Annotated in this window: 18 protein-coding genes; 9 read left to right on the forward strand and 9 right to left on the reverse strand. The window is 62.2% G+C overall.

All coding sequences use genetic code 11. The annotated features are described in order from the left end of the window. Window positions 1–16 precede the first annotated feature (16 nt). Both J8C01_RS14000 and J8C01_RS14005 read right to left on the reverse strand, forming a co-directional pair. Window positions 17–781: an alpha/beta fold hydrolase gene (locus J8C01_RS14000; protein ID WP_014100913.1), complete on the reverse strand. Its 765-nt coding sequence runs from the start codon at window positions 779–781 to the stop codon at window positions 17–19. Next, window positions 778–1,320, reverse strand: a complete 543-nt coding sequence (locus tag J8C01_RS14005; protein ID WP_211432829.1) for a SelL-related redox protein — start codon at window positions 1,318–1,320, stop codon at window positions 778–780. The genes J8C01_RS14000 and J8C01_RS14005 overlap by 4 nt, the downstream gene beginning before the upstream one ends. A 387-nt stretch (window positions 1,321–1,707) precedes the next feature. On the opposite strand from J8C01_RS14005, the gene J8C01_RS14010 reads away from it, so the two are divergent. Next, window positions 1,708–2,034, forward strand: a complete 327-nt coding sequence (locus J8C01_RS14010; protein WP_211432830.1) for a hypothetical protein — start codon at window positions 1,708–1,710, stop codon at window positions 2,032–2,034. Window positions 2,035–2,159: 125 nt separating this feature from the next. Here the strand turns inward: J8C01_RS14010 and J8C01_RS14015 are convergent, their stop codons facing one another. From J8C01_RS14015 to J8C01_RS14035, 5 genes are all read right to left on the reverse strand, one after another. Further along, on the reverse strand, window positions 2,160–2,672 hold the full coding sequence (locus tag J8C01_RS14015; RefSeq protein ID WP_211432831.1) for a Spy/CpxP family protein refolding chaperone: 513 nt from the start codon (window positions 2,670–2,672) through the stop codon (window positions 2,160–2,162). A 162-nt stretch (window positions 2,673–2,834) separates the two neighbouring features. Beyond that, a complete protein-coding gene (locus J8C01_RS14020) occupies window positions 2,835–4,136 on the reverse strand; it encodes an adenylosuccinate synthase (protein ID WP_014100909.1) in 1,302 nt (433 codons plus the stop codon). A gap of 202 nt (window positions 4,137–4,338) precedes the next feature. Beyond that, window positions 4,339–5,490 carry a nucleotidyltransferase domain-containing protein gene (locus J8C01_RS14025; RefSeq protein ID WP_211432832.1) on the reverse strand — a complete coding sequence of 384 codons (1,152 nt, stop codon included), beginning with the start codon at window positions 5,488–5,490 and terminating at the stop codon, window positions 4,339–4,341. A 35-nt stretch (window positions 5,491–5,525) separates the two neighbouring features. After that, the gene (locus J8C01_RS14030) at window positions 5,526–6,560 is read right to left on the reverse strand and encodes a YheT family hydrolase (RefSeq protein ID WP_211432833.1); all 1,035 of its coding nucleotides are present in this window, start codon (window positions 6,558–6,560) and stop codon (window positions 5,526–5,528) included. A gap of 140 nt (window positions 6,561–6,700) precedes the next feature. Continuing rightward, complete coding sequence (locus J8C01_RS14035) at window positions 6,701–8,761, reverse strand: peptidyl-prolyl cis-trans isomerase (protein WP_211432834.1); 2,061 nt, start codon at window positions 8,759–8,761, stop codon at window positions 6,701–6,703. A gap of 338 nt (window positions 8,762–9,099) precedes the next feature. Here J8C01_RS14035 and J8C01_RS14040 point away from each other — a divergent pair, with 338 nt between their 5' ends. From J8C01_RS14040 to J8C01_RS14060, 5 genes are all read left to right on the forward strand, one after another. Next, the gene (locus tag J8C01_RS14040) at window positions 9,100–9,909 is read left to right on the forward strand and encodes a hypothetical protein (RefSeq protein WP_211432835.1); all 810 of its coding nucleotides are present in this window, start codon (window positions 9,100–9,102) and stop codon (window positions 9,907–9,909) included. Window positions 9,910–10,053: 144 nt separating this feature from the next. Then, on the forward strand, window positions 10,054–10,509 hold the full coding sequence (locus J8C01_RS14045; RefSeq protein WP_211432836.1) for a MaoC family dehydratase: 456 nt from the start codon (window positions 10,054–10,056) through the stop codon (window positions 10,507–10,509). A gap of 23 nt (window positions 10,510–10,532) precedes the next feature. Beyond that, the gene (locus J8C01_RS14050) at window positions 10,533–11,777 is read left to right on the forward strand and encodes an acyl-CoA dehydrogenase (protein WP_211432837.1); all 1,245 of its coding nucleotides are present in this window, start codon (window positions 10,533–10,535) and stop codon (window positions 11,775–11,777) included. After that, the gene (purE, locus tag J8C01_RS14055) at window positions 11,764–12,267 is read left to right on the forward strand and encodes a 5-(carboxyamino)imidazole ribonucleotide mutase (protein ID WP_014100902.1); all 504 of its coding nucleotides are present in this window, start codon (window positions 11,764–11,766) and stop codon (window positions 12,265–12,267) included. Before J8C01_RS14050 ends, purE begins: the two co-directional genes overlap by 14 nt. 59 nt (window positions 12,268–12,326) lie before the next feature. After that, window positions 12,327–15,977, forward strand: a complete 3,651-nt coding sequence (locus tag J8C01_RS14060; RefSeq protein WP_211432838.1) for an SDR family NAD(P)-dependent oxidoreductase — start codon at window positions 12,327–12,329, stop codon at window positions 15,975–15,977. 96 nt (window positions 15,978–16,073) lie between these two features. Here J8C01_RS14060 and J8C01_RS14065 read toward each other — a convergent pair whose 3' ends face one another. Beyond that, entirely contained in the window at window positions 16,074–17,996 is a 1,923-nt protein-coding gene (locus J8C01_RS14065) for a hypothetical protein (RefSeq protein ID WP_211432839.1), read from the reverse strand. A 165-nt stretch (window positions 17,997–18,161) separates the two neighbouring features. Here J8C01_RS14065 and J8C01_RS14070 point away from each other — a divergent pair, with 165 nt between their 5' ends. Continuing rightward, complete coding sequence (locus tag J8C01_RS14070) at window positions 18,162–19,625, forward strand: mechanosensitive ion channel family protein (RefSeq protein WP_211432840.1); 1,464 nt, start codon at window positions 18,162–18,164, stop codon at window positions 19,623–19,625. A 245-nt stretch (window positions 19,626–19,870) separates the two neighbouring features. After that, window positions 19,871–21,115, forward strand: a complete 1,245-nt coding sequence (locus J8C01_RS14075) for a cation:proton antiporter (protein WP_211432841.1) — start codon at window positions 19,871–19,873, stop codon at window positions 21,113–21,115. Window positions 21,116–21,120: 5 nt separating this feature from the next. Here J8C01_RS14075 and J8C01_RS14080 read toward each other — a convergent pair whose 3' ends face one another. Further along, window positions 21,121–22,278, reverse strand: a complete 1,158-nt coding sequence (locus J8C01_RS14080; RefSeq protein WP_014100897.1) for a hypothetical protein — start codon at window positions 22,276–22,278, stop codon at window positions 21,121–21,123. Window positions 22,279–22,570: 292 nt separating this feature from the next. Here J8C01_RS14080 and J8C01_RS14085 point away from each other — a divergent pair, with 292 nt between their 5' ends. Continuing rightward, entirely contained in the window at window positions 22,571–26,344 is a 3,774-nt protein-coding gene (locus J8C01_RS14085; protein WP_211432842.1) for a carboxypeptidase-like regulatory domain-containing protein, read from the forward strand. Window positions 26,345–26,391 lie beyond the last annotated feature (47 nt).

The raw sequence follows: 26,391 nt of genomic DNA on the forward strand, positions 1-26,391 counted from the left end.
GCCAGCGTTCTGCACGTCAGCGCGCGGTGGCAGCCCGTTCGGCGGTGAGTTTGGAGGCAAGCTGCATGAGCTTGTGCGCGTAGGCTTCCGGCTGCTCAACCATGGGAAAGTGATCCCAGTCGTTGACGATTTCCATAGTGGCTGCCGGCAGCTTGGCCCGAAACTCAGCCGCCTGATCGAGCCGCAACACCCGCTCGCGCGCCCCCCACAGCAGGACAGAAGGCAGCGTGACGGGCTTCAGTGCAGCAAACCACTCAGCGGTAATCAGCTCGAACATCTGCCCGAAGGCCTCACATGTGCCGTATTCGGCAAAAAACCGGTTGAGAAACTCATCCGGGACCGGCTGCGAAAAAAACAGCCGCTTCCACAGCGGACGAAGCAACGCCGAAGCCAACATCCGCTTGCCCAGTTCACGGACTGTTTCGGAGGACATCAGCCGTGGAAACCAGCGGGTGTCCAGCCGCGCACCAACTGGCGCATGCAGAATGACGCCAGCAACGGAGGGCGCGAAATGCTGGAGATATTCCAGCACCAGCGAACCGCCAATGCCGTGCCCAAGCAGGATGCGTGGCGCGTCAATGTGCGTCACGAACTGCTGAATATGCGCGGCATAATCCGACAGCGTGACACACTGTGTGTCCCGTGGCGTCCCGCCAAAACCCGGCAGGGTCAGGGCTGTAAAGCCGACCGGAGAGGTTTCTGAAAAAAACGGCTCCACCCGTGCAAAACGGAAAGCGCCACCACCGTTTCCGTGGATGGCAATGATCGTCGGGCGCGTCATGCCTTCGCGGCAGTAGCAGCAGGTACGATTGCCTGCCAGTCGGGATGATCACCGGCATGCCTGAAGTCATGTTGCCAGAGAACGTCACCGGCTGACGACACCAGGAAAGCGCCGGGCATAACAAACGGATCACCAACCGGCAGACCGATGAAGTGTCCCTTGCCCACGGCGCGCAATCCGCAAGCCCACACTTCGGGGCCGAACATCTCGCGCAACCCGCCACGCTGAATGCCCAGTGCTTTGTAGAACACCAGCGGTGTGTCGCTGATGGCGCGGGCTTCCTTCCAGAGGTTGGCAAAAAAATCCTGCCCCTGCTCGACCGTCCCCTGATAAAAGAAGACCACGTTCGGATAGTTGGCGTCCTGCGTGGCCGCGTTACGCACATCGGCCACCATTTCGCGGCAGAAGACGCAGCCAAAGTGCCGGAGAAAGACGAGCAGATTGACCGGTGCAGTTAACTGCCCGGCCAGGGTACGCCCGGCCAGATTCAGCCCTATCACTTCACGTTCGAGGATGTCTTTCGGAATGCGTTTCGTCATGACAGCAGCCACCTTGTGTTACGCCAGATGAACAGGCGGCAACAAGCCCTGTGTTTCACCTTGCCGGGGGTGGGTTCATCATCCGGGCAGAACTGGATTCAACCGTGCGCCCACACACACTGGATGCGCGTTTTCCGGGTTCCTGCCGGCTCGCGTGGAAACCGGCTCGCGTGCCGGTGAAGCGACACCTACCGACCAAATGTTAGCTTCCTAACAGTTTCCAAGGGTTATACTTCTCACTGTAAAACCTTACAAGAAAGTAAGGTTTTACACTGCGTCCCCAAACAGGTGTCTGGCGGCGTCCGGTCCTTCCCGGATACCGCCGCTGACATCGCCGTGGGTACGTCTCCCACGGGTTTTCTGAGCTGTACCAAGGAGGCATCAGTGATGGCACGCATCAAGTTGACTGAGGAGAATCGTTTTTCGACCTACGTCAAGAGCCGGAACTCACCTCAGTACCGTGACCTGGAAAAGTGGCAGCAGTGGTTTGCATCACGTGGGATTCCATCCGTCATTGCCTGCTCGCGCAGTGGCTATGCCCTCTACCGGGAAGGGCTGCTGCCGGTGGACATTCACGATGAATCCCCGGCATCGGCGGGGGGAAACGGATCGAAGGCGTTTTTCGCTCCAACCACGGAGCAGAGTGAGGCTAAGCCTCCCCAGACGCTCAACGATAACCTCACCAACCCGAACGTACGGATGGCTACCGCCTGAAAACAGCTTTTCAGAAAGGTCACACGGCGCGCTGGGTTGCCTACCCTGGCGCGCCGTATGCTGTGTGCCGGTTTGCCTGACCGATGGCGGCCGAACGACCGCCGCCACTCCGAGCCGAAAAGTGTTTACATGGCTGGGGGCGGCAGCACAGGCCCGAAGCCGCGCCCGTGATGCCACCTGGGACCGCCCTGCATCCGCTGGTGGAACCGCTCCAGTATCTGTTTGGCACGCTCACGCTGTTCCGGCGTCAGCACGGCTGCAACCCGCGCTTTTGTGCGTTCCTTGACGACGATGAGTTCGGTCATCGTTTGTGCCTGTTGCTGGGCCAGCACACGCACCTGCGCTTCATTGAAAACACCATCTGTACCGAGAGTGCGGAGTTGACCGTGAACGGACTTGAGTTGCCGCATGAGCGGTTCCGCCACAGCCCGCTCCTCTTCCATAATCTGCCGAATCTGGGTCTGTTGTTCTTCGCTGAGGCCCAGTTGCGCGGCCATGCGTTGGATGAAAAAGCCCATGAAGCGTCCGGGGCCACGGTCGCGCCCGGCTGCATAGGCCACCCCGCCCATCACCCCGGTCAGGATGAAGGCCAGGAAGGCGACGGCGATCAAGGGACGTAAGCTGAAACGGTACAACATACGCGATACTCCTTCTCTTCGCTGCATTTGCCCCTGCGTTTGCCCCAGGGGACGGACTTGAAGCCGTGAACGGCTCGGTTCGACGGCTACCCCTATAGACGCCGGGCGTCGCTCCAAAGTCCGTCAAATTGGGTCAACCGATTGTCAGGAATCGTCAACCGGTCAGGTCAGCCAACCGGCAAGCTGCGAATCGGCGCGCAGAATGGTGTCGTGGCGGTCGGGACCCGTGGATACCAGCCCGATGTCACAGCCCACCAGGGCTTCAAGCCGCGCAATATAGCGCCGTGCATTCGTGGGAAGTTGTGCAAAGTCGGTCAGCCCCACGGTCGAGGATTGCCACCCCGGCAGGGTCTCGTAGATGGGTTCAACAGCTTCGAGGTCTTCGGCGTCGTGGGGAATGGCGTCGAGCACTTCCCCGTGCAGCCGATAGCCGGTGCAGATGTCAATGGTCTCGAAATCGTCCAGGACATCCAGTTTCATCAGGGCCACTGTCGTCAATCCATTGATCATCCGGGCATAACGGGCCACGACGCCATCGAACCAGCCACATCGCCGGGGACGGCCGGTTGAAGCGCCGTACTCGTGACCGCGCGCCCGCAGCCGTTCGCCGGTGGCATTGGTGAGTTCCGTGGGGAAAGGCCCGCTGCCCACGCGCGTCGTGTAAGCTTTCATAATGCCAAGCACACCGGTAATCGCGGTTGGCGGTACGCCGGTGCCGACCGTGGCCCCGCCAGCCGTTCCGCTTGATGAGGTAACGTAGGGATAGGTTCCGTGGTCAATGTCGAGCATCGTTCCCTGCGCTCCCTCGAACAGGATACTTTTCCCGGCGGACATCTCCCGGTTGAGCCACAGGGCCGTGTCGGTGACAAAGGGGGCGATACGACTGGCTTTGCCCAGCAGGTCATCCACGGTAGCGGCCAGGGCAATGGGTTCGGCCCCGCGCATCTGCAGGATGTCATTGGCTTCGCCGATGATTTCTTCAAGCTGACGTTTGAGCCGTTCGGGGTGCAAGAGATCGCCAGCGCGCAGTCCCCGGCGGCCGATTTTGTCTTCGTAAGCAGGGCCAATCCCGCGCAGGGTCGTCCCGACCTGCCGGATGCCGCGCCGCTGTTCGCTCGTGCGTTCAAGCGCCAGGTGGTGGGGCAGGATGATGTGCGCCCGGTTGCTGATGTGCAGCCGCCCCGTGAAGTCAATCCCACGGGCGGCAAGCTCATCCATTTCGGAAAGCAGTGCGGTCGGGTCAATGACCACCCCGTTGCCAATCACACAGCTTTTGCCCGCATGCACGATGCCCGAAGGCAGCAGGTGCAACACGAACTTCTCTCCCCGGACGATGACGGTGTGGCCGGCATTGTGGCCGCCCTGATACCGGGCCACGATGTCGAAATGCGGAGCAATGAGATCGACGACTTTGCCCTTGCCCTCATCACCCCACTGCGTTCCGACGACAACGATGTTTTTCATGCGCGCAACACGGTTGAACCCTCGCCCCTGGCAACACCCGCCCAGTGCGCCGGGAAGAGGGCTTCAAGCTCCTTTCAATGGCAGGCAGACAGCGTAGCGCCCACATCATCCCGTACAGTGGTTCCCAACGGGCAACTACACCGCCACAGCCAGATGACCTGGATAACCCATCGGGCGAGTATTGCCGCCGGGCAGCATTTCGTCAACGCTGGCCTTCGGCATCAGAAGACGGCGCATCCGCTTTGCCTGGCTGCCCAAGCCACCGCTTGACGTGTAGCCAGGGCAGCCAGGTGGTGCTGTCACTGTAGCGCCGTCGCAGATAGTCTGCCGATGGCCATACCAGTTCCCGCAAAAACAGTATCCGCTCGCTCCAGGACAGCGCCTGTAATTCCAATCGGAAGCGTTGCCAGCGGCTCAGGTGACGGACGAGCACCTGCGCTGATCGCTCAGATGTGGACTGCCGCACCAGTTCCGCGCAGAAATCATCGGCACAGGGCGTGCCAAACCAGGCCCGCGACAGCGCCAGACAGGCCAGGCAGACCCGCGCCATCTGCAATCGCCGGGCGCGGAGCAAACACCGCTCCAGCACTTCCGGCGGCCAACGGGTCGCCATCAGGTGGATGTCGTAGAGCCAGACCAGCGCAAACTCATAGCTGATGTGCAGTGCCAGGTGAAAACAGGCATGCAGGAACAGGTCCTCATCCGCCGGGGCATAGGCGGCCGCACCGAGTTCAGAAATGGGCAGACGCTCGCGCCACATAGTCTCGAAGTCCAGCACGTGGGCAAAGAGCGCCGTATTGGCGGCGCTCCAGTGAACATCCAAAGCCACGTCACCCCGGGCCAGTGTCGTCTGCCGGTTCACGAGCTTTCCGGTAATGCCGACCGAGCGCGTGTAACCCAGTTCCTCCAGCAGGGCAACCAGACCGGCAACATCCGCCGGGCAAACGAGCAGGTCCACGTCGGTTTTGACGCGATGGTGGGGTTCGGCATAGTACCGATAACCGACGGGCACGCCCTTGAGCAGCAGCACCCGGATGCCCCGCGCCTGCGCCAGGGGGAGCAGTTCCTGAAGCGCCAGGGTCTGCTCAAGGTCCAGCACCACCTGCCCCCGCGCACTGGCTTTCAGCCATGTCTGCAACTCGCCAGGCAGGGTGGCCCAGGTTTCTGGCAACAACTGCGCACACAGTAACGGCCCCAGCCGATGGGCCTGCAAAACAGCGATGACCTCCGCCACCGACAGCCCCGCCTCCCAAACCACCGGCTGACCGGTCAGTGCCCGTTGCAGGAAAACATCCACCGGTGTGGCGGGGAGCAGCGGCGCGAGCGTGTCTGGCAACATGGGGTTGGCGGACATAGGCGGCGGTCGGTCAGGACCTGTGGCCGTCAGCGTCACCGCCGCCGCACAGCGTCCAGAACCCGAACGAAATCCACGATGCGGTGTTCGGCCCAGTACCAGTCTTCATCGCCCTGCTGGGCCGCGAGAAATCCGACATGCCCACCCCGCTCGGTCAGGAGTACCGCGATGCAGGGATTGTCGGCAAAGGCCGGCTCGTACAGCGGCGTCGCCGGAATGAACGGATCATCCTGCGCGTGAATGACGAGCGTGGGCAGCCGGATGGCCGCCGCAATGCGTACGGCGCTGGCCCGGTAGTAATAATCGGCAGCGTTTTCATAGCCGGCCGCCACGGCGGTGTAGGCTTCATCAAACTCACGAATCGTCCGAATCTGCGCCAGCCGTCCGGCGTCGTAGCGATCAGGAAACAGGGCGGCCTTGCGCCTCATGCGCGCTTTCAGGCTGCGGACGAAGCGCCGGTGATACAGCCAGTTGGAACGGCGTTCGATGGCGGCTGTACTGGCGGCCAGATCGGCCGCCGGAGAAATAGCGGCGACGCCGCGTACGTGCCGGGGGGCCTGCGCGCCGTACTCCCCGGCCAACCGCAACACGACGTTGCCGGAAAGCGAAACGCCGACGACATAAACATCCTGAACGCCGTCCCGCTCAGCCAGCTCGGCGATGATGGCGCGGGCATCTTCCGTCAGCCCGGCATTGTAAAGATGTGGTGAGAGATGCTCCGTCCCGCCACATGTACGGGTGTTGAGCCGAATGACGTGGAAGCCGGCCCGCAGCGCCTTCTCCGCAATGCCGCGCATGTAGCTCGACTCGACCGACCCTTCCATGCCGTGCAGCAGCAGCAGAGTCGGACGATCAGCCGGGGCGCATCCGGGCTGCCAGTGGCAGACGGCCGTTACGGCCGTATCCGGGCAGGTGTGAAAGGTACGCGGCTGCCCGGTCTGCCCGACAAGCGGCGACCGCCGGGGCAGCACCGATCCCAGAATGGTTTGCAGATGGGGATTGGTCAGGCGCGGGTCGGGTATGAACGGCCGCTGCCCCAGCCGCTCCAGCAGGTAGGCACGAGGTGTCACAGCGCGCGTCGCCGTCCCTAACGCTCCAAGCTGCATACCCAAAAACCCGTTGTGCGTAGGGGCGGGCCGCCAACCCGCCCCTACATTTGGGCGGGTATGGGAACCCGCCCCTACATTTGGGCGGGTATGGGAACCCGCCCCTACTCGGTTGGGGTCTCGCTGGCGGCGGCGGCAACCACCACCCGTTCCGCCAGCGCCTTATCCACCCGAAGCTGTCCGCTTTCCTTCAGTCGCGCCTTGACGCCATCAATGTAGGTCTCAAACAGATTGTTGGCACGGTCGCCACGCAGGCGATCCATGGTTTGCTTGCGCTGCTCGGCAAACTTCGTCAGGTCAGCATCCTTGCGCGCTGTCACTGCCACAACGGCCACCGTCGGCACGGTATTGCGGGCAGAGTAGAGCGGCATCGGGATAAGCTCACCGACCTTGACTTTTTCGGCATTCGGGAAGGCGGCCGGGAAGGATTTGTTGTCCAGGTAGGCCGTGTCGTTGAAATCCTTGATTTCTTCAACCTTGAGCTTTCTGGCCTCGGCCGCAGCCTTCAGGCCGGCAGCATTTTTGGCCGCAGCGATGAGTTCTTTGGCGCGCTCGTACGCCTTTTGCAGAGCCTTTTCCTGTTTGACCTTGGCCGCCACCTTATCGCGTACCTCATCCAGGGTTGGATCGCCGGGCTTTTTGATTTCCACAAGCTGGGGAACGGCAAATCCACCCCGGATGCCAACCTTCTCACCCACTTCGTTCGGCTCGGTCAAAGCCGATGTTTTTTCCTCGAATGACGGGTTGCTGCCGATGTCGGGCACGTCGTCACCCGGAGCGAAAAACGGGGTCTCGCGCTTGACCTCTTCCGGTTTGACATTGAGTTTCGTCGCAATGGAGGCCGCCGTTTCCTCAAAGTTGCGCGTCCGGGAAAGCAGCGATACCGCCTCGTCTGCCAGTTGCGACGCCTTGGCATAGGACAGCCGGTTGCGCACGATGGCAAGCAAACCCGGCTTGGCTTCTTCAAATGACTTGATGGTGCGGTCGGTCACTTTGAAGATGTAGAAGGCATTGCCCCGTCGGACCGGCTCGCTGATTTCCCCTACGCCGAGATTGAATGCCGCCTCAACGGCATCACCAGGCTTGACATTCGCCCGCTCAACCACGCCCAAGTCGCCGCCTTTGACGGCGGTGGCCGGGTCCTGGGAGTTCCCCCGCGCCAAGGCTGCGAAGTCTTCCGGCGGTGCGCCTTCCTTGCCCCGCGCACGTGCCACGAGATCGTTGGCTTTCTGGAGCACCTTGTCTTCGTCCTTGGGTGTCAGCACTTTCAGGACGATCTGGCTGACCTGGACTGACTTGACCTGCTTGTTGGGATCGTATTCCCTTCGCAACTCCTCATCGGAAACCGGGATGATTTCCGCGGCCTTGTCCTGGCTGATGTAGATGTAGCGCACCTTGCGCCGGTCTTTCGTCGGACGGAAGTCTTCCTTGTGCGCCTCGAAGTAGGCGCGCAGTTCATCTTCAGTCGGCTCGCCAACTTCCTTCTCAAAATCGGCAGCCGGCAGTACCACATAACTCAACTCAAAACGGGTGTTCTGCCGCCGGTATTCCTCTTCAGCTTCCTTTGGGGAAATCTGGATGCCGCTGGTGATGAAGTTGCGCAGCTTTTCCTCCGCGATGGTGTAGGCCAGGTCGCGCTCGAAGTCCACGTAGTTGGTGCCCATGCGCGCCAGTTGCCGCTTGTACTTCTCCACACCAATGAAGCGCCCGTTTTCGTCGCGGAACTGCTCCCGCAACCGCTGCTGGATTTCACCTTCAGTGGCTGTCAGGCCCAGACGCTCGGCTTCGAGTTCGATGACGCGCCGCCGTACCAACTGCTGCAAAATAGCCCGGTCGCTGCCCTGCTGACGCAACTGCTGAATGGTCATCGGGAAGCTGCCCCCGCCGGACATCAGTTGCTCCGCATAACGGCGGTACATGGCGACGAGATTTTTCAGCGAGTCGGTGTACTCCTTGGCCGTCACCGTCCGGCTTCCGACGCGGGCAATCACCGTGTCGTCCGGCACAGGCCGTACAGCCTTGGGGCCGCTCGCCCCAAAGAGGGAGCGGGAGGGCAACGAGTACGCCAGCGCCATGACGAAACCCAGGAAGCAGATGACAACGATCAACAGGGTACGCCGCGGCTTGGACGCCGGTTGTGTGGAAGACGTTTCAGACTGAGCCATTGGGGAACACTACACCTCACCCAGGGATGGTCTCTGCAATACGCAGCAAACGAAGTCGGCGAGCGTATCGAATCCGCCTCGCAAACGCAATCCGGCTTTTTTCGCCGGGAAGTGTACGGACAACCCGTCACAACTTCTCCCGGCCGGCACTTAGGGCGTGGGATTGCCGCCTGTGGGCCGGCATGTCACCATGCCGGCCGCTACTGACCAGTGGATTTGCACGCCTTCACTGGCCGCCCAACCTTTCGTGAACGTAAAGCTACCCGATGCACCACCAGACCTGCCCCCACTGTCAGCTTCGTCAGCCGTTGACCCAGACCAGTTGCGTCCGCTGCGGGATGCCGCTGCCGCTGGGGTGGGCGCATCACGAAGCCTGGCAGCCGCCGCTGGAGGCGGAACGGGTGGACCGGCCGGGCTACCAGTCCATCCTTGGCGGCGCCGGGTTGGCGGCAGCCGTCGTTTTCCTGCCCTTTTTTGGCTTCATTTCGTTTCTTTTGCACCCGCTTGTGACCCTGGTGCATGAACTGGGACACACGCTGGCCGGCTGGCTCTACGGCTATCCTTCGATTCCGGCGTTCGACTTCGTGTATGGCGGCGGGGTGACGCTTCACCAGGACCGGCAGTGGCTGCTTACCGGGCTGTGGCTGGCCGCCTTTGCCTGGCTGCTGTATTGCTTCCGCCGCAATCCGGGGACGCTGCTCGTCATCAGCAGCCTCGCCGGGGCGTACATCACCACGGCTGCAACGTCCTGGCACGAGGCCATCGTCATCGCCATGGGGCACGGCGGCGAACTGCTGTTTGCCACCGTGTTTCTCTACCGCGCGTGGAGCGGCACCTCGCTTGTCCATGCACTGGAGCGTCCCATCTATGCCTTTGCCGGGTTTTACATCCAGTTCCATGACCTGCGCTTCGCCTTTGAGCTGCTGACCAGCCAGGCGGCGCGCCTCGATTACGAAGACGCCAAGGGTGGCGGCCACTGGATGGACTTCAGCCGGCTGGCCGATGAGTTTTTCGGAGGCCGCTTTCTGCTCGTCGTACTGGCCTTTTTCGTGACCTGCCTGCTGCCGCCGCTCATCGCCTGGCTGCTGCATCGCTACCGTCCCCACTGGCAGCGATGGCTTGTCAACCGGCTGGCCGTTGAGACCTGAGACCGCTTCGCGTCCGCCTTCCGGCCTCGCCCGTGAATAATGGCAACCCGGCGGGCCGGAACCGCTGAATCGGTTGGCAAACGCACAAAATAGTGGTTGCATGGAAGAAACACCCCACGTTACTTCCTGCGGTTTTTACGTCCCATGCCCACGACTTTTTCGCTTGCATCGCTTTCCGCCCTGGCCGGTCAGGAACTGGCCGTCAGCGACTGGTTCACCATTGACCAGGCGCGCATCACCAGCTTTGGTGAAATCACCGGCGACACCCAGTGGATTCACTGCGATCCCGAACGGGCGGCTGTCGAATCCCCGTTCAAAACCACCATTGCGCATGGCTTCCTGACGCTGTCGCTGATTCCGCATCTGGTGGAGCAGACCCTGCACTTCGAGGGAGCGCGGCTGGCGCTCAACTATGGTCTCAACCGGGTGCGGTTCGTCACGCCGGTCCCGGCCGGAAGCCGCATCCGGGGACGCTTCGCCATGGCCCAGGTCAAGTCGCTCGATAACGGCCTTGACCTCACGCTCAACTGCACCGTGGAACTGGACGGCGCGGACAAGCCGGCCTGTGTCGCGGAGTGGATTCTGCGCGTTCTGGTTTAGGCATCCTGGTTGAGGTTCCGGCTATGTTTGAGTTTTCACCCAAAGCCCTTGAACTCCGCGAACGGCTGCTGGCCTTTATGGACGAGCACATCTACCCCAACGAGGCCACGTTCCGGGATGAACTTGCCGCCGGCCCCCGCTGGCAGCCAACGCGCATCGTCGAAACGCTCAAGGCCAAAGCCAAAGCGGCCGGGCTGTGGAACCTGTTTCTGCCGGAAAGCGAATATGGCGCCGGGCTGAGCAATCTCGACTACGCCCCGCTGTGCGAAATCATGGGGCGGTCGTTTCTGGCGCCGGAGGTGTTCAACTGCTCGGCCCCGGACACCGGCAACATGGAAGTGCTCGTGCGGTACGGCACGCCGGAGCAGAAAAAGCAGTGGCTCGAACCGCTCCTGGCTGGCGAAATCCGGTCGTGCTTTGCCATGACCGAACCGGACGTGGCGAGTTCGGATGCCACCAACATCTCAGCCCGTATTGAGCGCGACGGCGACACCTACATCGTCAACGGCCGGAAGTGGTGGACGAGCGGGGCAGGTGATCCGCGCTGCAAGCTCATCATCTTCATGGGAAAAACCAACCCGGAAGCGCCCAAGCACCAGCAGCAGTCCATGCTGCTCATTCCGATGGACACGCCCGGCGTCCGGGTCGTCCGCATGCTGGATGTCTTCGGTTATGACGATGCCCCCCACGGCCACGCCGAGGTCATTTTTGAAAACGTCCGGGTTCCGGCATCCAACCTGCTGCTGGGGGAAGGGCGGGGCTTCGAGATTGCCCAGGGGCGGCTTGGCCCCGGCCGCATTCACCACTGCATGCGCTTGATCGGCCTTGCCGAGCGGTCTCTGGAGGCCATGTGCCGACGGGTGCTGACCCGGACGGCCTTCGGCAAGTCGCTGGCGGAACAGGGCGTGCTCCGGGCGGCCATTGCCGACTCGCGGATCGAGATTGATCAGGCCCGGTTACTGACCCTGCAGGCGGCGGCGATGATGGACCGCTACGGCAACAAAGCCGCCCGCACAGAGATTGCAATGATCAAGGTCGTCGCCCCCAACATGGCGCTGCGGGTCATTGACCGCGCCATTCAGGCGCACGGTGGCGGCGGGGTCTGCGCCGATTTCGGGTTGGCCTACGCCTGGGCGCAGGCGCGCACCCTGCGCCTGGCCGACGGCCCTGACGAAGTGCACCGGGAAACCATCGCCAAGCTGGAGTTGACAAAACACCGTTCCAAAACCGAGGAACGTGCAAGCGGAGGGAAACATGGCCAGACATGAGCTTCCAGCCGTAGGCATCATCATGGGGAGTGACAGCGACTACCCGGTGATGAAGGATGCGGCGGCTATCTGCAGTGAGTTCGGGGTCGCGCACGAGATGCGAATTGTGTCCGCCCACCGGACGCCGCGCGACATGTTCATGTATGCCGAAACGGCCCACATGCGGGGGTTGCGGGTCATCATTGCCGGGGCGGGCGGCGCGGCCCACCTGCCGGGCATGGTCGCGTCCCTGACGCCCCTTCCGGTCATTGGCGTGCCGATTCAGTCGAAGGCGCTCAACGGGCTGGATTCGCTGCTCTCCATTGTCCAGATGCCGGTCGGCGTACCGGTGGCGACGGTGGCCATCGGCGCAGCCAAAAATGCCGGCATCCTTGCCGTCCAGATTGTCGCGGCGGACAACCCGGAGCTCCAGCGCGAACTGGTGGACTTCAAAGCCAAGATGGCCGAAATCTCGCGCAGCAAAAACCAGCTCATCAACAACGGGAACTGAAGTAGCGGCGGCAGGTGCGCCGGACGAAACCGGAGTGTCTGCGCCGCAATGAGTCAACCATGCGTTTGAACGGAAAAGTTGCTCTCATTACGGGCGCTGCCGGCGGGATCGGCAGTGTCGTGACACGGATGTATTTGCGGGAAGGCGCGCGCGTCGCCATTTCCAGCCGGTCGCTCGAACGGGCTGAGCAGTTCCGGGCGGCGCTCATGGCCGAAGGCTTCTCCGGCGACGACATCCTGCCGGTGGCTTTTGCGTCCACAGACCTGGCAGGCATGCAGACAGCCATCGAAGCCATTGCAGCGCGCTGGGGCGGGCTGGATGTGCTCATCAACAATGCCGGCTCGGCCGGGGCCAAACAGCCTCTGTTTCGGATTCCCTTCACCTTGGAAGACCTGGCCCAACTGGCGGCCGAAGGCTTCACCGAAACCGAAACCATGCGCGAATCGGCAGCCAACCTGCTGGGCATGCCGTGGCACCTGACGCGCCTGGCGCTGCCCTACCTGCGCGTCGGGGCCAGCATCATCAATGTCTCCACGATTTTTTCCCGGACGAACTACTACGGGCGGATTCCCTACGTCGTGCCCAAATCGGCCCTGAATGCGCTGTCGCTGGGGCTGGCCAAGCAGCTTGGGACGACCGACCGCGCCGTGCGCGTCAACACGGTCTTTCCAGGGCCGATTGATTCCGACCGCATCCGCACCGTGTTTGGGGCGATGGACCGCCTCAAGGGTGTTCCTGAAGGAACGACGGCGCAGGAATTTTTCGACATCATGATTTTGGCGCGGGCGCGCGGGGGTGAAGCGCCGACCAAATGCTATCCGACCCAGGCCGATGTCGCGCACGTCATACTCTTTCTCGGTTCGGACGAATCAGCCGCCATTTCCGGGCACAACTTCGAGATTACGCACGGCATGCAGGTCAAGGCCCAGAGCCGCACCAAGCTCACGGCGTGGCCTGACCAGCGGCTCATTGACCTCAGCCGGCGCGTCGTGCTCATCGTGGGCGGCGAGCAGGTTCACGATGCCGTGACCATTGCTGCCAGCCAGCAATCGTACGGGGCATCAGTCATTTTGACGTTCCGGCAGCCGGAAGCCGTCAATACGGCCAAGGCCCAGCTTGAAAGCCGCGGACTCAACCACAGCATCGCCGTCACCTGGCTCGACCCCCTGCGGCGGGAGTCCGTGACGAGCGTCTTTGACCTCATCCGGGAACGCTACCACCGGCTGGATACGGTCATTGTTTTTCCGGCGCACGCGGCGGGTCACTACGGCCCGGAACTCATCCCGGACGAGCCGGAACGCATCCGGCAGTTCACCGACGAGGCCATTCTCGGAACGACGGCTTTTGCGGCGCAACTTTCGCGCTTCCTGCTCGCTTTCGACGCCGAAAACGAACTCCAGGAACCGGTCAACGTCCTGTTCGTCACCAACGAACACGACGGCGCCACCAACGCCTTTGAAGACATCTACCGCGCGGCCGTGGAACAACTGCTGCGGGTGTGGCGGCACGAAGACGAGCTGCAGGTGGCGGCCGGAACGCGCCGCTTTGCCGTGCGAACCAACCAGATTGTCCGCTACGCCAACGCTGAACCCGACAACCTCAAGTTCACGGCCGACTGGCTGGCGACGCTCGCCAACCGCGTCCGTATCTTTGACGAACTGAACCTCTACGTTCCCGAAAACATCCAGCGCACCACCGGCAAGACCGAACTGCCCCGCGACATTGCCCGGACGCTGCTCGGCCTGCACATCGGCAAGGTGGCGGTCATCACCGGGGGCAGCGCCGGCATCGGCGGCGCAATTGGTCACTACCTGGCGCTTTCCGGGGCCAAGGTCGTTCTGGCGGCGCGGGATGCCGAACGACTGGCAGCGCTCAAACGCGAGATCGTCGCCGAACTGTTTGCCGTTGGCTACCCGCAGCCGGAAACACGGGTTGAAACCCTGGCCAACATTGATGTGGCGGATGAAGAGGCCCTGGGGCGGCTGGTCAAATTCGCCCTGGACAAGTTCGGACGCATTGACTTCCTCATCAACAACGCTGGCATTGCCGGGGCGGAGGAAATGGTTGTTGACCTGCCACTGGCTGCCTGGCGGCACACCCTCAAGGCAAACCTGCTCAGCAACTATTCGCTCATCTACAAAATCGCGCCGCTGATGAAAAAACAGGGCGCGGGCTACATTCTCAACGTCAGCTCGTACTTTGGCGGTGAGAAATACGTGGCCGTGGCCTATCCCAACCGCAGCGATTATGCCGTTTCCAAGGCCGGGCAACGGGCGCTGGCCGAGATTCTGGCGCGGCATCTGGGACCCGAAATCCAGATCAACGCCCTCTCGCCGGGTCCGGTCGAAGGCAAGCGGCTGCGCGGGGAAGGCTCGCGACCGGGGCTGTATGCCCGCCGGGCGCGGCTCATTCTCGAAAACAAGCGTCTGAACGACATCCACGATGCTGTCATTCGTGCGTGGCGCGAAGGTGAAGCTGTCAAGTCCACGTTGGGGGCGCTGGCGCACAACCACTTTGAGGATGTGCTGGCGGCCGGTCCGCCTGAACCCGTGCGGAGACTCATCACGCATCTGCGCGCCGCCGCCGTCAATGAAGGCCACTCGGACAGCCACTACCTCATGACGCGCAAGATTGCGGAAAAACTGCTCCACCGGCTGTTCGAGGGGGGCTATCTGACCTCGGTCGAAGACCGGGAAGCCTTTACGCTGGCTTTTCTGCGGGAGTTGCCCGAACCACCTGACCCATTTTTTGACCCAAAAGAGATCGACAGGGAAGCCGAGCGTGTCCAATCGGGCATCCTGACGATGCTCAATCTGAGACGGATGCCCACCGAAGAGGAAATTGCGATTGCGACGGTCTTTTACCTCTCCGATCCGAACATCAGTGGTGAAACGCTGCATCCTTCGGGGGGGTTGAAGTTCGACCGGACGGTGACGGAAGGGGAGTTTTACGGTCTGCCGCGCAACGAACACCTCATGGAACTGCGGCGCAAGAACGTCCTGCTCATCGGCGACTATCTGGAAGAGGAACTCCGGTGGCTGGTCGGAGCCTTTGCCATTCAGCTCGTCGTCCGCAACTGCATCATCCTGACCAAGACGGCGGAGCGGGCGGATTCGCTGCGGCACTATTTCTCCGCCCAGCGACTCAACAATCTGCACATCTTCAGCGCCGGTGCCAACGTCGAGGCCGCCATGGATGACCTCATCCGACGGTTTGGGCATCTGGATGTCGTGGTGTCCACACCCTTTGACCCGCTGCCGCTCAAGCCGCTGGCGGCAACGGATGACTGGCGCGGCGTGCTCAACGAAAAGGACTTTGAGCAGCTTGTCGAAACCCACATCACCCACCACTTCCGGGTGGCCAAAAAGGCGGCGTTGCAGGACAAGTCGCAGATTGTGCTCGTTACGCCCAAAACCTCGCGCAACTCATCCCGTGAAGAGTTTGCCCTGGCGTTGTTCGTCAAGACGACACTTCACGCGCTGACGGCGACGCTGGCCGTGGAGTGCGAGCGGTTCACCCACCATCCAACGGTCAACCAGGTGGACCTGACGCGCCGGGCGCGAGTCGAAGAACCACGCAACGAACGGGAAGAACGTGAGGAGTTGGAGCGCTTTGTAGATGCCGTTTTGCTGGCGGCGGCCCCGGCCCCGGAGCCGGAGCAGAGCCGCTACCTGTCACGGATTCACCGTGGCAATGCCATCACGGTCTGACTTGGTACGACAAGCCCCGCCATACCGGGGCGAATGGCCATCCGCCCCTGCTGCCCCGTGTCCTTCCCGGTCTTCAGTCTGGGAAGGGCATCAACATCACCCACCGGTCTCGCGGCGTTTGGCAACCAGCCGGTTGGCGGCCTGCCGCAGCGCGTCGGGAATGGACTTGCTCTTGGTCAGGTTGACGAGATCGCGGCTCTGAAGCCGGTTGATGAACTGCATGCTGAAGTTGAGCGGACAACGGGCATTCCGCACGAGGTTGTGCATGATGGCGTAGTTGCTGACCCACGCCCGGTTCATCGCAATGATGCGCAGAACATCCTCGTTGATCCCCTTGATGTTGGCGATGGCCTCAATTTCGGCTTCCGAAATACGTGGGTTTTTGACCACCGCCGTGCTGACCATGCGGTTCGAGTCACGAATGAGGATGGCCCGCACATCGCGTCCCCCCTTGAGCGCCGCAAAAATACGTTCCTTGACCGACATGCGCGCCAATGCCTGATAGATGGACAGGCGCTCCTTGGTTGCCGGGTCGCTTGACTGGCGCAGATCAATGCCTTCCTCGCTCTTGACCGCAGCCAGCATAGCCTCAAAGTCGGCGTCGGCGTCAGCTTCACTGGGGGCTTCATCGGAAAAGGTCTGGCCGACTTCGGCCTCGAAACCGGCCAGGACGGACTGAAACTCGGCCTCGAAGGCCTCATCCGGCATGGGCGGCAGGTCGAGGACGGCCGCAAATTTCGCCGCCCGCGCCTTTTGTTCGCGTGCAACCCGCTCCGCGCCAAGTTCTTTCTCGAAGAACTCGGTTTTGACCTCACGTGCCTTGCGCTTGGCTTCAAACGTGCTTGCCGGGTTTTCCAGGATGGCATCCAGCAGGGCCGGCAGACGGATGAGCCGTTGCTGGTTGATGGTGACAGCTTCCAGCAGATACCCGCTCGTGGTTTGCCGGACGAATTCGAGTACCGATTCATCCAGCAGCGCCGGATGCAACAACAACTGCTCGCCAAACCGCTCTGGAAGGCCGGGGTGCAGAAGCAGGTAATGCAGCACTTCCTCCGGCGTTTCCGGGTTCTGTACCACGGGTTGCAGGGTGTTGAAGTCCAGCGTGGCGAGCGAAGCGCGGGCGGCCTCGGCAATTTCCGCATCCGCATCGGCTGTCAGAAGCACCTGCGCAAACAGCAGGTCTTCCGGGGCCAGCGGGAGTTTCCCCTGCGCCACCATGAGTTTGGCCGGGCGCGGGGCTTTCCCCTGCTGAATCATGGCCACCGGGGGCGACTTGGACAGCTTGAGCGGTTTGGCCGGCGGTGGTGGCGCGCTGACGCCAGACGACGTGGGAGCCGTCACCGGCGGCGGAGAAGGCGGCGCGGCAGGTGGCCCGGCCGGGGACGGCGTGGATGTCACCGGCGGCGGGCCGGAAGGGATGCCCGGCGGGGCATCCACAAAGGCTTCCGGGACAAGGTCAGCCGCAGACTTGAGCGGAACTTCGGGCGTGGACGCCGCCCGTTCACCGGCCACCTGGCGGCGCCCGAATTCCTTTTCGAGAAACTCGGCCTTGACCTCCCGCGCCCGGCGCTCGGCTTCCGGCGTCCGGTGGGGATTGTGCAGAATGGCCTCAATGAGCGCCGGGCGGCGAATCAGGCGTTGCTGGTTGATGGTCAGGGCTTCAAGGATGTGGGGCTGCGTTGTTTTGAGCGCCAGCGCCTCGACGGCGGCATCCGGGGTGGCCCGGTTCAAAACGGCGGCTTCGGTGATGGACGGATCGGTGCTGGCCGTGCACAGCAGGGACAGAATCGCTGGATCGGTACGGTCATCGCGCGCAATAGGCAGCACAACCGTTGGGTCAAGCTTCGTGACTGAGGTTTGGGCGGCCGTGCGAATTTCCTCGTCACTATCGTGAACCAGCGTGGACAACACGAGCAGGTTGTCATCCGGGGCCAACGGCAACAAACCATTGGCGGCGGCCAGTTTTGCCGCACGCGGGGCAGCTCCGTTCCGAATGGCGTCAACGACAGGATGGGGCATGGCTTGCTGGCAAGGGGTCTGCTATCTAAGGAAGCCGAAATGTTCAGGAAGCCTTATTTTTGGTCTATGTCCAGGCAAAGGCAACGAAAATCCGCACGGGAGACTTCTCCGGCCGCGGCCTGTCCAGTCACCTGGCGCCGGTGGGGTGCACGTTTTCCGTCCCTTATGTCGGCGCTGCTTGTTCTGCTGTTGTTGCCGGCTCTGCCCACAGTGCAAACGGTTCTGGCCGATGAACTCCAGGCTCCGGCTCCAGCAGTTGAAAGCGGCGTGCCGGTGCAACTGGGCGGAGAGACGGTGTTTCGCATCCGGGCGCGACTGGGCACGCTGTCGCCGTCAGAGCGGGCATCCATTGTTGAGCGGCGGCTGGTCGAGCTGGCCGCCACGCCATTTCTCAATCTGGAAGACCTGCGCCCGGTCGAGTATGACGACACGGTTGAAATTGTGCTGGGCAGCCGGGTGATTACGGTGGTTACGGAAGCCGACGCCGTTGCCGCCGGTCTGCCACGTGCGGAGCTGGCGCAACGTACCGCCGGGAACATCAAAGCGGCTCTGCAACGTGTGCGTCAGGCCACTTCGTGGCAATCGCTGCTGACCGGGGTGCTGTTTTCCCTGCTGGCCACCGTCGTCATTGCTGCGGTCTGGCGGGCAGTGGATGAACTGGTCGCACGTCTGCGCCGGGCGTGGCGGGCTGAATCTTCCACGCCACACTCGTCACGGCTGCTGAACCGGTTGGATGTCCTGGTCGGGGGACGGCTGCGTGAAGCGCGGCTGACGGCCCTGACGGGGCTTTGGTTTCTCACGCGGGCTGGGATTGTCATTGCCTACCTGCCGCTGCTGTTCACGTTTTTTCCGGCCACGCAGGGACTGTCGCGGTCATTCTGGGAAGCCGTCCTGACGCCACTCGTGACGCTGTGGGGAGCGTTCATTCTCTACATCCCCAACCTGCTGTTCATTCTGACGGTGATTGTCCTGACCTGGGCGGCGATCAAGGGCGCGCGCCTGATTGCGCTGGCGCTCGAACGGGGTGTCATCGTCATCGGGGGCTTTGACCCGGAGTGGGCGCGTCCGACCTACAAGCTGGTGGTCATCTTTCTTGTCGCGGCCGGCCTCATCGTGGCGTTTCCCTACGTGCCGGGCGTCGAGTCGCCGGCATTTCGCGGGGTTTCCATCTTCATCGGGGCCCTGTTTTCCCTGGCCTCGAGTTCGGCCATTGCCAACGTGGTGAGCGGAATTGTGTTGACCTACACCCGGGCCTTTCGCATCGGCGACCGGGTTCAGATTGGCACGACGACCGGGGATGTCGTGGAAAAAACCCTTTTCGTCACCCGTCTGGAAACCATCAAGCAGGAAGTCGTCTCGATTCCCAACTCCCAGGTACTCAACGGCACCATCATCAACTACTCGACGCTGGCCCGGACACGCGGCATTATCCTGCACACAACCGTGACGTTGGGTTATGACATTCCGTGGCGGCAGGCGCAGGAACTGCTCATCGCTGCGGCGCGCGCCACGCCGGGTATCCGCGCCGAACCGCCGCCGTTTGTCTGGCAAACGCAGTTGAACGATGTTCACGTGTCCTACGAACTCAATGCCTACACAAACGACGCCTGGCTGATGCCATACACTTAGGCGGCCCTGCATGCCAACATCCGGGACGCTTTTGACGCTGCCGGCATCGAAATCATGTCCCCCCAGATCACGGCACTGCGGAATGGTCCGCAAACACCCGTTCCTCACGACAGCGAAGCCCGGCGCTCCCCGGCACCCCCTTTTCGGATCGTGGTGGAAGGCGACGGCCAACCAAACGCTGCACGTCCGCCAGCGGAGCAACGTCCCCGCCAACCATAGCTGCTGGAGGTGAACCGACCGCTGCCATGAACTTCCTGCCGACCTGGCCCATCGCCTTCGACACGATGACCGTCTTCGGTCTGCTGCTCATTCTGGGCGCACTGGGGGGCTATCTGTCCCATCGTTTCCCCTGGCTGCCAAGTATCACGGGTTTTATGCTCATCGGACTGCTCTTCGGGCCCAGCGGGCTGGTTGTCCTCGACGAGGAGACCCTGGCCAAGTCCAGGATTCTGGTGGACATCGCCTTGGGACTCATCCTCTACCGGCTGGGGCTTTCGCTCAACCTCTCCCTGCTGAGGAAGCGTGTGACGTTGGGTGTCATGGGACTGGCCGAGAGTTCCCTGACCATCATCGTCGTTGCCGGCGTTCTCTGGATCGCCGGGTTTGCCCTGCCGGTCGCCGGGCTGGTGGCGGCCATTGTCGTTTCTTCGTCTCCGGCCGTGCTTCTGCACGTGGCCCACGAAGTGCGCGCGTCAGGCGACGTGACCGAGACCACCAAAACCCTTGTCGCCATCAACAACGTTGTTTCCTTCGTGGCGTTTTCGGCCCTGCTGCCGCTGGTGCAGTTTTCTTCCGGTAAAAGCTGGAGCGAGATTCTGCTCCTGCCAACCTACCGGTTCTTTGGCTCACTCATTCTGGGGTGCGCTGCCGGGGCGGTGGTGTATGTGTTGACCCACCGTACCCGCGAGGCCACGCAGTACCGGCTGGCCTTTGTCATCGGGGGCGTCATGCTCACCACGGGGTTGGCCAACGTCTTCAACCTGTCGGCACTGTATGCGCCACTGGTTTTGGGGATCGTGGTCAAAAACCTCGAACAGGAAGATACGGTGTCGCAGATTCAGTTCGGTGAATCGTTCGAGCTGTTCTTCATCGTCCTGTTCGTTTCGGCCGGGGCCAACCTGCACCTTCATGACCTCATCACGCTGGCGCCGGTCGTCATCCTGCTGGTTGTGACACGCAGTCTGGCCAAGGTTGGGGGCGTGGTGGCCGTGGCGGCCGCCACCCGGGAAGCGCTTAACAAGGCTGTGGCGCGCGGTATGTTGCTGATCCCGATGGCCGGGATGGCCATCGGGCTGACGCGCACCACGGCGGAACTGTTCCCGGACCAAGCGGCGAGTGTCGCCGCCGTGGTGCTGGGTGCGGTGGCGGTGTTTGAAACCATCGGACCGCCGCTGGCCGCCTATGCGTTCAACCTCGCCGGGGAAGCCGGGCAGGCGCAGAAACACACCAGCCCGGAAGCCCTGGCCACGACGGTCGAAGAAGTCTCCTGATGGGCTTATTCAACGACCACCGTCGTCTCAAACTTGCCGTACTTCTGGAAAGTAATGCAGTTGAGGGAGGTGATCCGGTCCTTGCGGTCGGTCAGCGCGACCCGTGCTGCAACCGGCAGCAGGTAGTCGTTTTCGCCCACCGTGACCCACCCGAACTCGACAATCGAGACGGCCTCGGAAACCGGAAAATCCGGTGGCAGGTCAAAGCTCTCGGATTCGAGCCGGACAATCCGCCGGGTTTCGGGGTCAACGAATATCCGCCCCCGGTAGCCGGCAATCGTGCGCGCCTTGCCGACCTGCAATGTCTGGCGGGAGTACGCGGTCTCGACAACGTAGGCAAAGACCTGGCACGTCCGTCCGTAGAAGTTCGTCGTCCCGGCATCCCGGAAGGTCGTCTGTGAGGTTTCATCAAACAGCGACTTGAGCAGTCCGGCAAACTGCCCGGTCGAGGTCAGTCCGCCCACTTCGTCCAGTCCGAGCGAGGTGGAGACGCCGTTGTGCAGCTTGAGTTCCAGTTTCTCGCCTTTTTCGGCCGAGTAGGCAATGGCGATTTCAAGGTAGTCGCCGAGTTGCCAGGGGCGGCCGGCCACCCGGTAGTACCGCTGCACCCGCTGGCGGACGGTAAAATCCGGCAGGCTGGAGACATACGCCTGGGCCACGGCGCGGACCTGCTCGATAAACGGCTGTGTCTCCCGATAGACCGGAACGTTCGGGTTGTCGGTCATCAGCGCCACAGGGCGCTGGGGGCGGGCGGTAACGGCCTGCCGGCGCTCATCAGCCCGCCACAGGGCGCTTTCGACCTGGGCGGCGCGCAGAAAGCGCATTTTGCGCCCGAAGGCTTCGGTCATCTCAAAGGCAATCCCCCGCTGGTCAATATCGGCAGCAACATCGTCCACTTCGCGGTTGCGCAGGTAGGCTTCCCGGACGCGCCCCTCAATCTCGGCAGCTCGCAGCGGCGGCCCTATGGACGAGAACCCTTGGGAGATCGTCGCTTCGGCCGTCTGCGCTGCGCCAATCTGAGCCAGGACAGGGGCCGGTGGCAGACCCAACGGAAGGGACAGGGCGACACCCAGCCCCAGAAGACCGGCCAGGGTTGGTCGCCAGACGCTCCGGCCGGGCTGATGACGCACTGCAAAATACGGTTTCCACACAGGTTGACGCATCTGACGCAGACTTGCACCACCTGCGCACCACGTGCTAGAAAGCTGTACATTCACGGTTTTTTCCTCAAGCTAAAGTGCTTTGGTACTGGAGGTTCAGGCATCGAGTGCCGGGACGTATGACGGTCGGTTTATGTCCCGTGAGATGTCGCCCGTTGACTCATACACGTATGTCCGGCCCCCATCAACTCGGTTGCTCCGGGCAATCTATGGAAAAAAAGGAGTTACTTCCATGCTGCTGTGTCATTTGCGCCGTGGGCTGATTGGCTTATGTCTTGGCGCAGGTTCGCTGATTATGCCTTCGTTGCTTTTGCCGGCGACGACGTTCGCCCAATCACAGGTCAACGCCGCCGACTTGCGTGGAACGGTCAGTGATGAAGGTGGCAAGGTCATTGCCGGGGCCAAGGTGATGGCGCGTGACGAGCGCACGGGCTTTACCCGTGAGGCTACAACCAACGAGGTCGGCGTCTATCAGTTCATTGCCCTGCCGCCGGGGTCGTATGAAATCACGGTCGAATCGCCCGGCTTCGCCCGCGCCGTCAACCGGAATGTCATCCTCACCATCGGTGCGGCAGCGCAGCTCGACTTTACCCTGCGCGTGGGTGAGACCACGGAAGAAGTCGTGGTGACGGCGGATACGCAGGTCATCGAAAGTTCGCGCACCTCTGTGGCGGAAACCATCAACCAGCGTGCCATCAACAACCTCCCGACGAGCAGCCGGAACTACGTCGGGTTTACGCTGCTGACCTCGACCACGACACGCGACAACCAGCCCAAGCTGGGTGTGGCGCCAACCTCCGGGTTGAACTTCGGCGGACAGCGCGCCCGCGCCAACAATGTCTCCATTGACGGTGCCGATGCCACGGATTCAGGTGTCAACGGGGTGCGGGCGACGGTTTCCCAGGAAGCCGTCCAGGAATTCCAGATTCTGACCAACAGTTACGCCCCGGAGTTCGGGCGGGCTTCATCGGCCGTCATCAACATTGTCTCCAAGGGCGGCGGCAACGAGCTGCGCGGCAACGTCTTTGCCTTCCTCCGCGACCAGGCGTTTTCGGCCAACAACGCCTTTGCCGGCGTGCGGGAGTACCCGGAAACCCGGTTCCAGGGTGGCTTTACCCTTGGTGGGCCCATTGTCAAGGACAAAACCTTTTTCTTTCTGTCCTTTGAAGCCCAGACCCTCAACGGCACAGGTTTCAACATCACAGGGCGCAATGGTTTTGGCTTTACGACGTTTACGCCGCCGGCCCTGCTGGCCACCTCCCCCAACCTGGGATTTCTCCCGGCGGGTATCTTCGTGCCCATCGGCGGTCAGGTTGCCCAGGTGACACCGCAGCAGGCGGCTTTTCTGAATGCTGCACTCAACAGCCTGTCCCAAGCGACTGGTATTCCCCTGAGCACACCGTTCACGGCACTGCCGCCGGCGGTTCAAACGGCGTTGCTCACCAATGCCTCCTTCCAGGCGCTCAACACCTACTACTTCCTGGCGCGGGAAGGCTCCAGCGTTGGGTTGACCGGCCGCCAGACCAACGGTCAGGCCATCTTTCCGACGCTGGCGGCGCTGGGTATCACCAATCCCGGTGTCAACTCTCCGGTTCCGCTCGGCACCGGCGCCTTCCGTCCGATGAACACGCTGCTGGGGAACTACACGGTGCGCGAGCGCACCTTCCTGCCGGCGCTGCGCATTGACCACCGCTTCAACGACATCCACCAGTTTTTTGTCCGGGTCAGTGTCACCCCCTCGACAGTACGAGGTATCCCCTCCAACGGGCAGAACCAGCCCACGGCGCTCAACGAATTCACCCGCACGGGCTTCCAGGGCACCCGCGATGTGGCCCTCGTTGCCCAGAACCTGGCCACTATCAGCCCGACGCTTATCAACGAGTCGCGCTTCCAGTTTGCCCGCCGGGGCGTGGATTACGGCCCGCAGGGCCAGACCGTGGGGGTCGAAATACCGGGCTTTGCTTCCTTTGGGCGCGAGCCGTTTTCGCCCGCCCGGCGTGTTGAAAAACGCTGGCAGGTGACGAACAACCTCACCAAGATTGCTGGCAACCACACCATGAAGTTCGGTGCCGACTTCAACCTCCTGCTCTACAACGCCCTGTTTGAGGTCAACTTCGGCGGCGTTTATGGCTTTCCACCAAATCAGCTCTTCCCGGCGGCACAGGGGTTTCCGCCTTTCAGTGGAGTCCAGGCTTATGGGCTGGGGCTGCCGGAGTCCTACGTGCAGAACGTCGGCAATCCGAACAGCAACTTCAACAATCCGGTGCTCGGCGTCTTTGCCCAGGATAGCTGGAAAATTCGCTCGAACTTCACCCTCAACTATGGTGTGCGGTACGACGTGCAGTACACCAAACAGATTCGCCCCGTCCAGCCGGAGCCGTTCACTGGACCCGGCAACGTCGGCCTCATCAACATGCCCAACCTGTTTGCCGCTGGGGAGGAAATCGTCGGCATCCAGCAGGGCATCCCGCGTGACTACAACAACATTGCGCCACGTATCGCCTTTGCCTGGGACCCGTTCAACAACGGCAAGACGGTCGTTCGCGCCGCCTACGGGCTGTTTTACGGCACGCCTCTGGCGGGATTGATCTTCCTGTCCGACGTGGTGGATGGAGCCCAGTCACCGTTCCTTGTCTTTCCGGGCCTGCTCGGTGGTGGGGCCATCTTCCGCAATGAACGGGTCAACATCCCTGTTCCGCCCCTGCCCGGCTACCAGGTTGGACAGCAGCGGTACAACCCGCTCGATCCGGGCTTCGAGATTTTCAACGGCGGCCCTATCCGGTCGCTGCTGTTTTCACCCATCACCTCCCAGACCCTGCACCTGAACCGGGGCTTCGAGTTTGACTACACCCAACAAGGCAACCTCTCCATCGAGCGGCAACTCGGACGGACGATTACGGTCAATGCCACGTACAGCTACATTCGCGGGCTGCAACTGGTGCGCCCGCGCAACGTCAACCAGCAGAACCTGGCGCTGCTTCAGGCCAACGCTCAGGCGCAAACCAACCCGATTGTCGTTGGCGGGCAGACGGTCGGCTTCTTTGGCACAGGGCCACTTGCCGGGTTGTACAACCCCCTGCCCAACAGTCTGGGGCCGGGTCTGTCGGGGCTTCCCGCCCAGGTGGCCCCGATTGGGCGCTTCCTCTTCAATGACTTCCGGCGGACAGGGCCAAACCTGCTCTACACCGCCGCCACGCTGAACATTCCGGTGGCCCAGGCCCAGCAGCTACTCACGGCTCTGACCAACCGCTTCAACCTGCCCCGCCTGCAGGGTGCGCCCTTCGTACCGTTTGGCAGTGCCAAGAACTATGAGTCGTCAGGCAGCTCGATTTACCACGCCCTGACGCTCAGCGTGAACAAGCGCTTCTCCAACAACTTCCAGTTCCTGGCGTCCTACACTTGGTCGCACGCCATTGACGATTCGACCGACGTGCAGACGCTGCAGGAACCGCAGGACAACAGCAACCCCCGGCTTGACCGGTCCAACTCCAACTTCGACCAGCGCCACCGCTTCATTTTCAGCGCCGTCTTCAACAGCCCCTTCAAGCGCAACGAGGGGCCGGGCCGCTACCTGCTGGCGGACTGGACGTTTGCACCGATTGTCGAAGCCGGCGCCGGACGCCCCTACACGCTGCTCATCGGGGTGGATCAGACCCAGGTCAACAGCTCCTCCACGGCGCGCCCGAATTTCGTCACCTCCTGCCCACCCGGGACGGCCGGTCTCACCTGTTTCCCATCCCCGCGCGGCAACGGCTTTCTCACGCTGCCGCCTGACAGTCGCCTGCCCCAGAACTTCGGGCTGCCGGTTTCAGCGTTCCTGGGCAATGTCGGACGCAATGCCTTCACCGGGCCAAACTTCATCTCGGTGGACTTCCGGCTGGCGCGCAAGTTCTACTTCTCACGCGATGCTGACGCGACGGCACGGAATCTGGAGTTCATCTTTGAAATGTTCAATGCCTTGAACCGCGTCAACATCACGGAGATCAACCCCAGCTACCAGTTGAGCGGCGCGCCAACGCTGGCCGCTCCGCCCCGGCAGATTCAGTTTGCCCTGAAGTTCAACTTCTAGCTGGCGGGTGATGCGTCAGGGACGGCCCAGGTCGCTGACGCATCACC

The sequence above is a fragment of the Chloracidobacterium sp. D genome, assembly GCF_018304685.1.
Lineage (GTDB): Bacteria > Acidobacteriota > Blastocatellia > Chloracidobacteriales > Chloracidobacteriaceae > Chloracidobacterium > Chloracidobacterium thermophilum.

Excerpts from the sequence above, each read along its gene's own strand:
- J8C01_RS14000 (WP_014100913.1), bottom strand. The coding sequence starts at position 781 with ATGACGCGCCCGACGATCATTGCCATCCACGGAAACGGTGGTGGCGCT.
- J8C01_RS14005 (WP_211432829.1), bottom strand. The coding sequence starts at position 1,320 with ATGACGAAACGCATTCCGAAAGACATCCTCGAACGTGAAGTGATAGGG.
- J8C01_RS14010 (WP_211432830.1), top strand. The coding sequence starts at position 1,708 with ATGGCACGCATCAAGTTGACTGAGGAGAATCGTTTTTCGACCTACGTC.
- J8C01_RS14015 (WP_211432831.1), bottom strand. The coding sequence starts at position 2,672 with ATGTTGTACCGTTTCAGCTTACGTCCCTTGATCGCCGTCGCCTTCCTG.
- J8C01_RS14020 (WP_014100909.1), bottom strand. The coding sequence starts at position 4,136 with ATGAAAAACATCGTTGTCGTCGGAACGCAGTGGGGTGATGAGGGCAAG.
- J8C01_RS14025 (WP_211432832.1), bottom strand. The coding sequence starts at position 5,490 with ATGTCCGCCAACCCCATGTTGCCAGACACGCTCGCGCCGCTGCTCCCC.
- J8C01_RS14035 (WP_211432834.1), bottom strand. The coding sequence starts at position 8,761 with ATGGCTCAGTCTGAAACGTCTTCCACACAACCGGCGTCCAAGCCGCGG.
- J8C01_RS14040 (WP_211432835.1), top strand. The coding sequence starts at position 9,100 with ATGCCGCTGCCGCTGGGGTGGGCGCATCACGAAGCCTGGCAGCCGCCG.
- J8C01_RS14045 (WP_211432836.1), top strand. The coding sequence starts at position 10,054 with ATGCCCACGACTTTTTCGCTTGCATCGCTTTCCGCCCTGGCCGGTCAG.
- J8C01_RS14050 (WP_211432837.1), top strand. The coding sequence starts at position 10,533 with ATGTTTGAGTTTTCACCCAAAGCCCTTGAACTCCGCGAACGGCTGCTG.
- purE (WP_014100902.1), top strand. The coding sequence starts at position 11,764 with ATGGCCAGACATGAGCTTCCAGCCGTAGGCATCATCATGGGGAGTGAC.
- J8C01_RS14060 (WP_211432838.1), top strand. The coding sequence starts at position 12,327 with ATGCGTTTGAACGGAAAAGTTGCTCTCATTACGGGCGCTGCCGGCGGG.
- J8C01_RS14065 (WP_211432839.1), bottom strand. The coding sequence starts at position 17,996 with ATGCCCCATCCTGTCGTTGACGCCATTCGGAACGGAGCTGCCCCGCGT.
- J8C01_RS14070 (WP_211432840.1), top strand. The coding sequence starts at position 18,162 with ATGTCGGCGCTGCTTGTTCTGCTGTTGTTGCCGGCTCTGCCCACAGTG.
- J8C01_RS14075 (WP_211432841.1), top strand. The coding sequence starts at position 19,871 with ATGAACTTCCTGCCGACCTGGCCCATCGCCTTCGACACGATGACCGTC.
- J8C01_RS14080 (WP_014100897.1), bottom strand. The coding sequence starts at position 22,278 with ATGCGTCAACCTGTGTGGAAACCGTATTTTGCAGTGCGTCATCAGCCC.
- J8C01_RS14085 (WP_211432842.1), top strand. The coding sequence starts at position 22,571 with ATGCCTTCGTTGCTTTTGCCGGCGACGACGTTCGCCCAATCACAGGTC.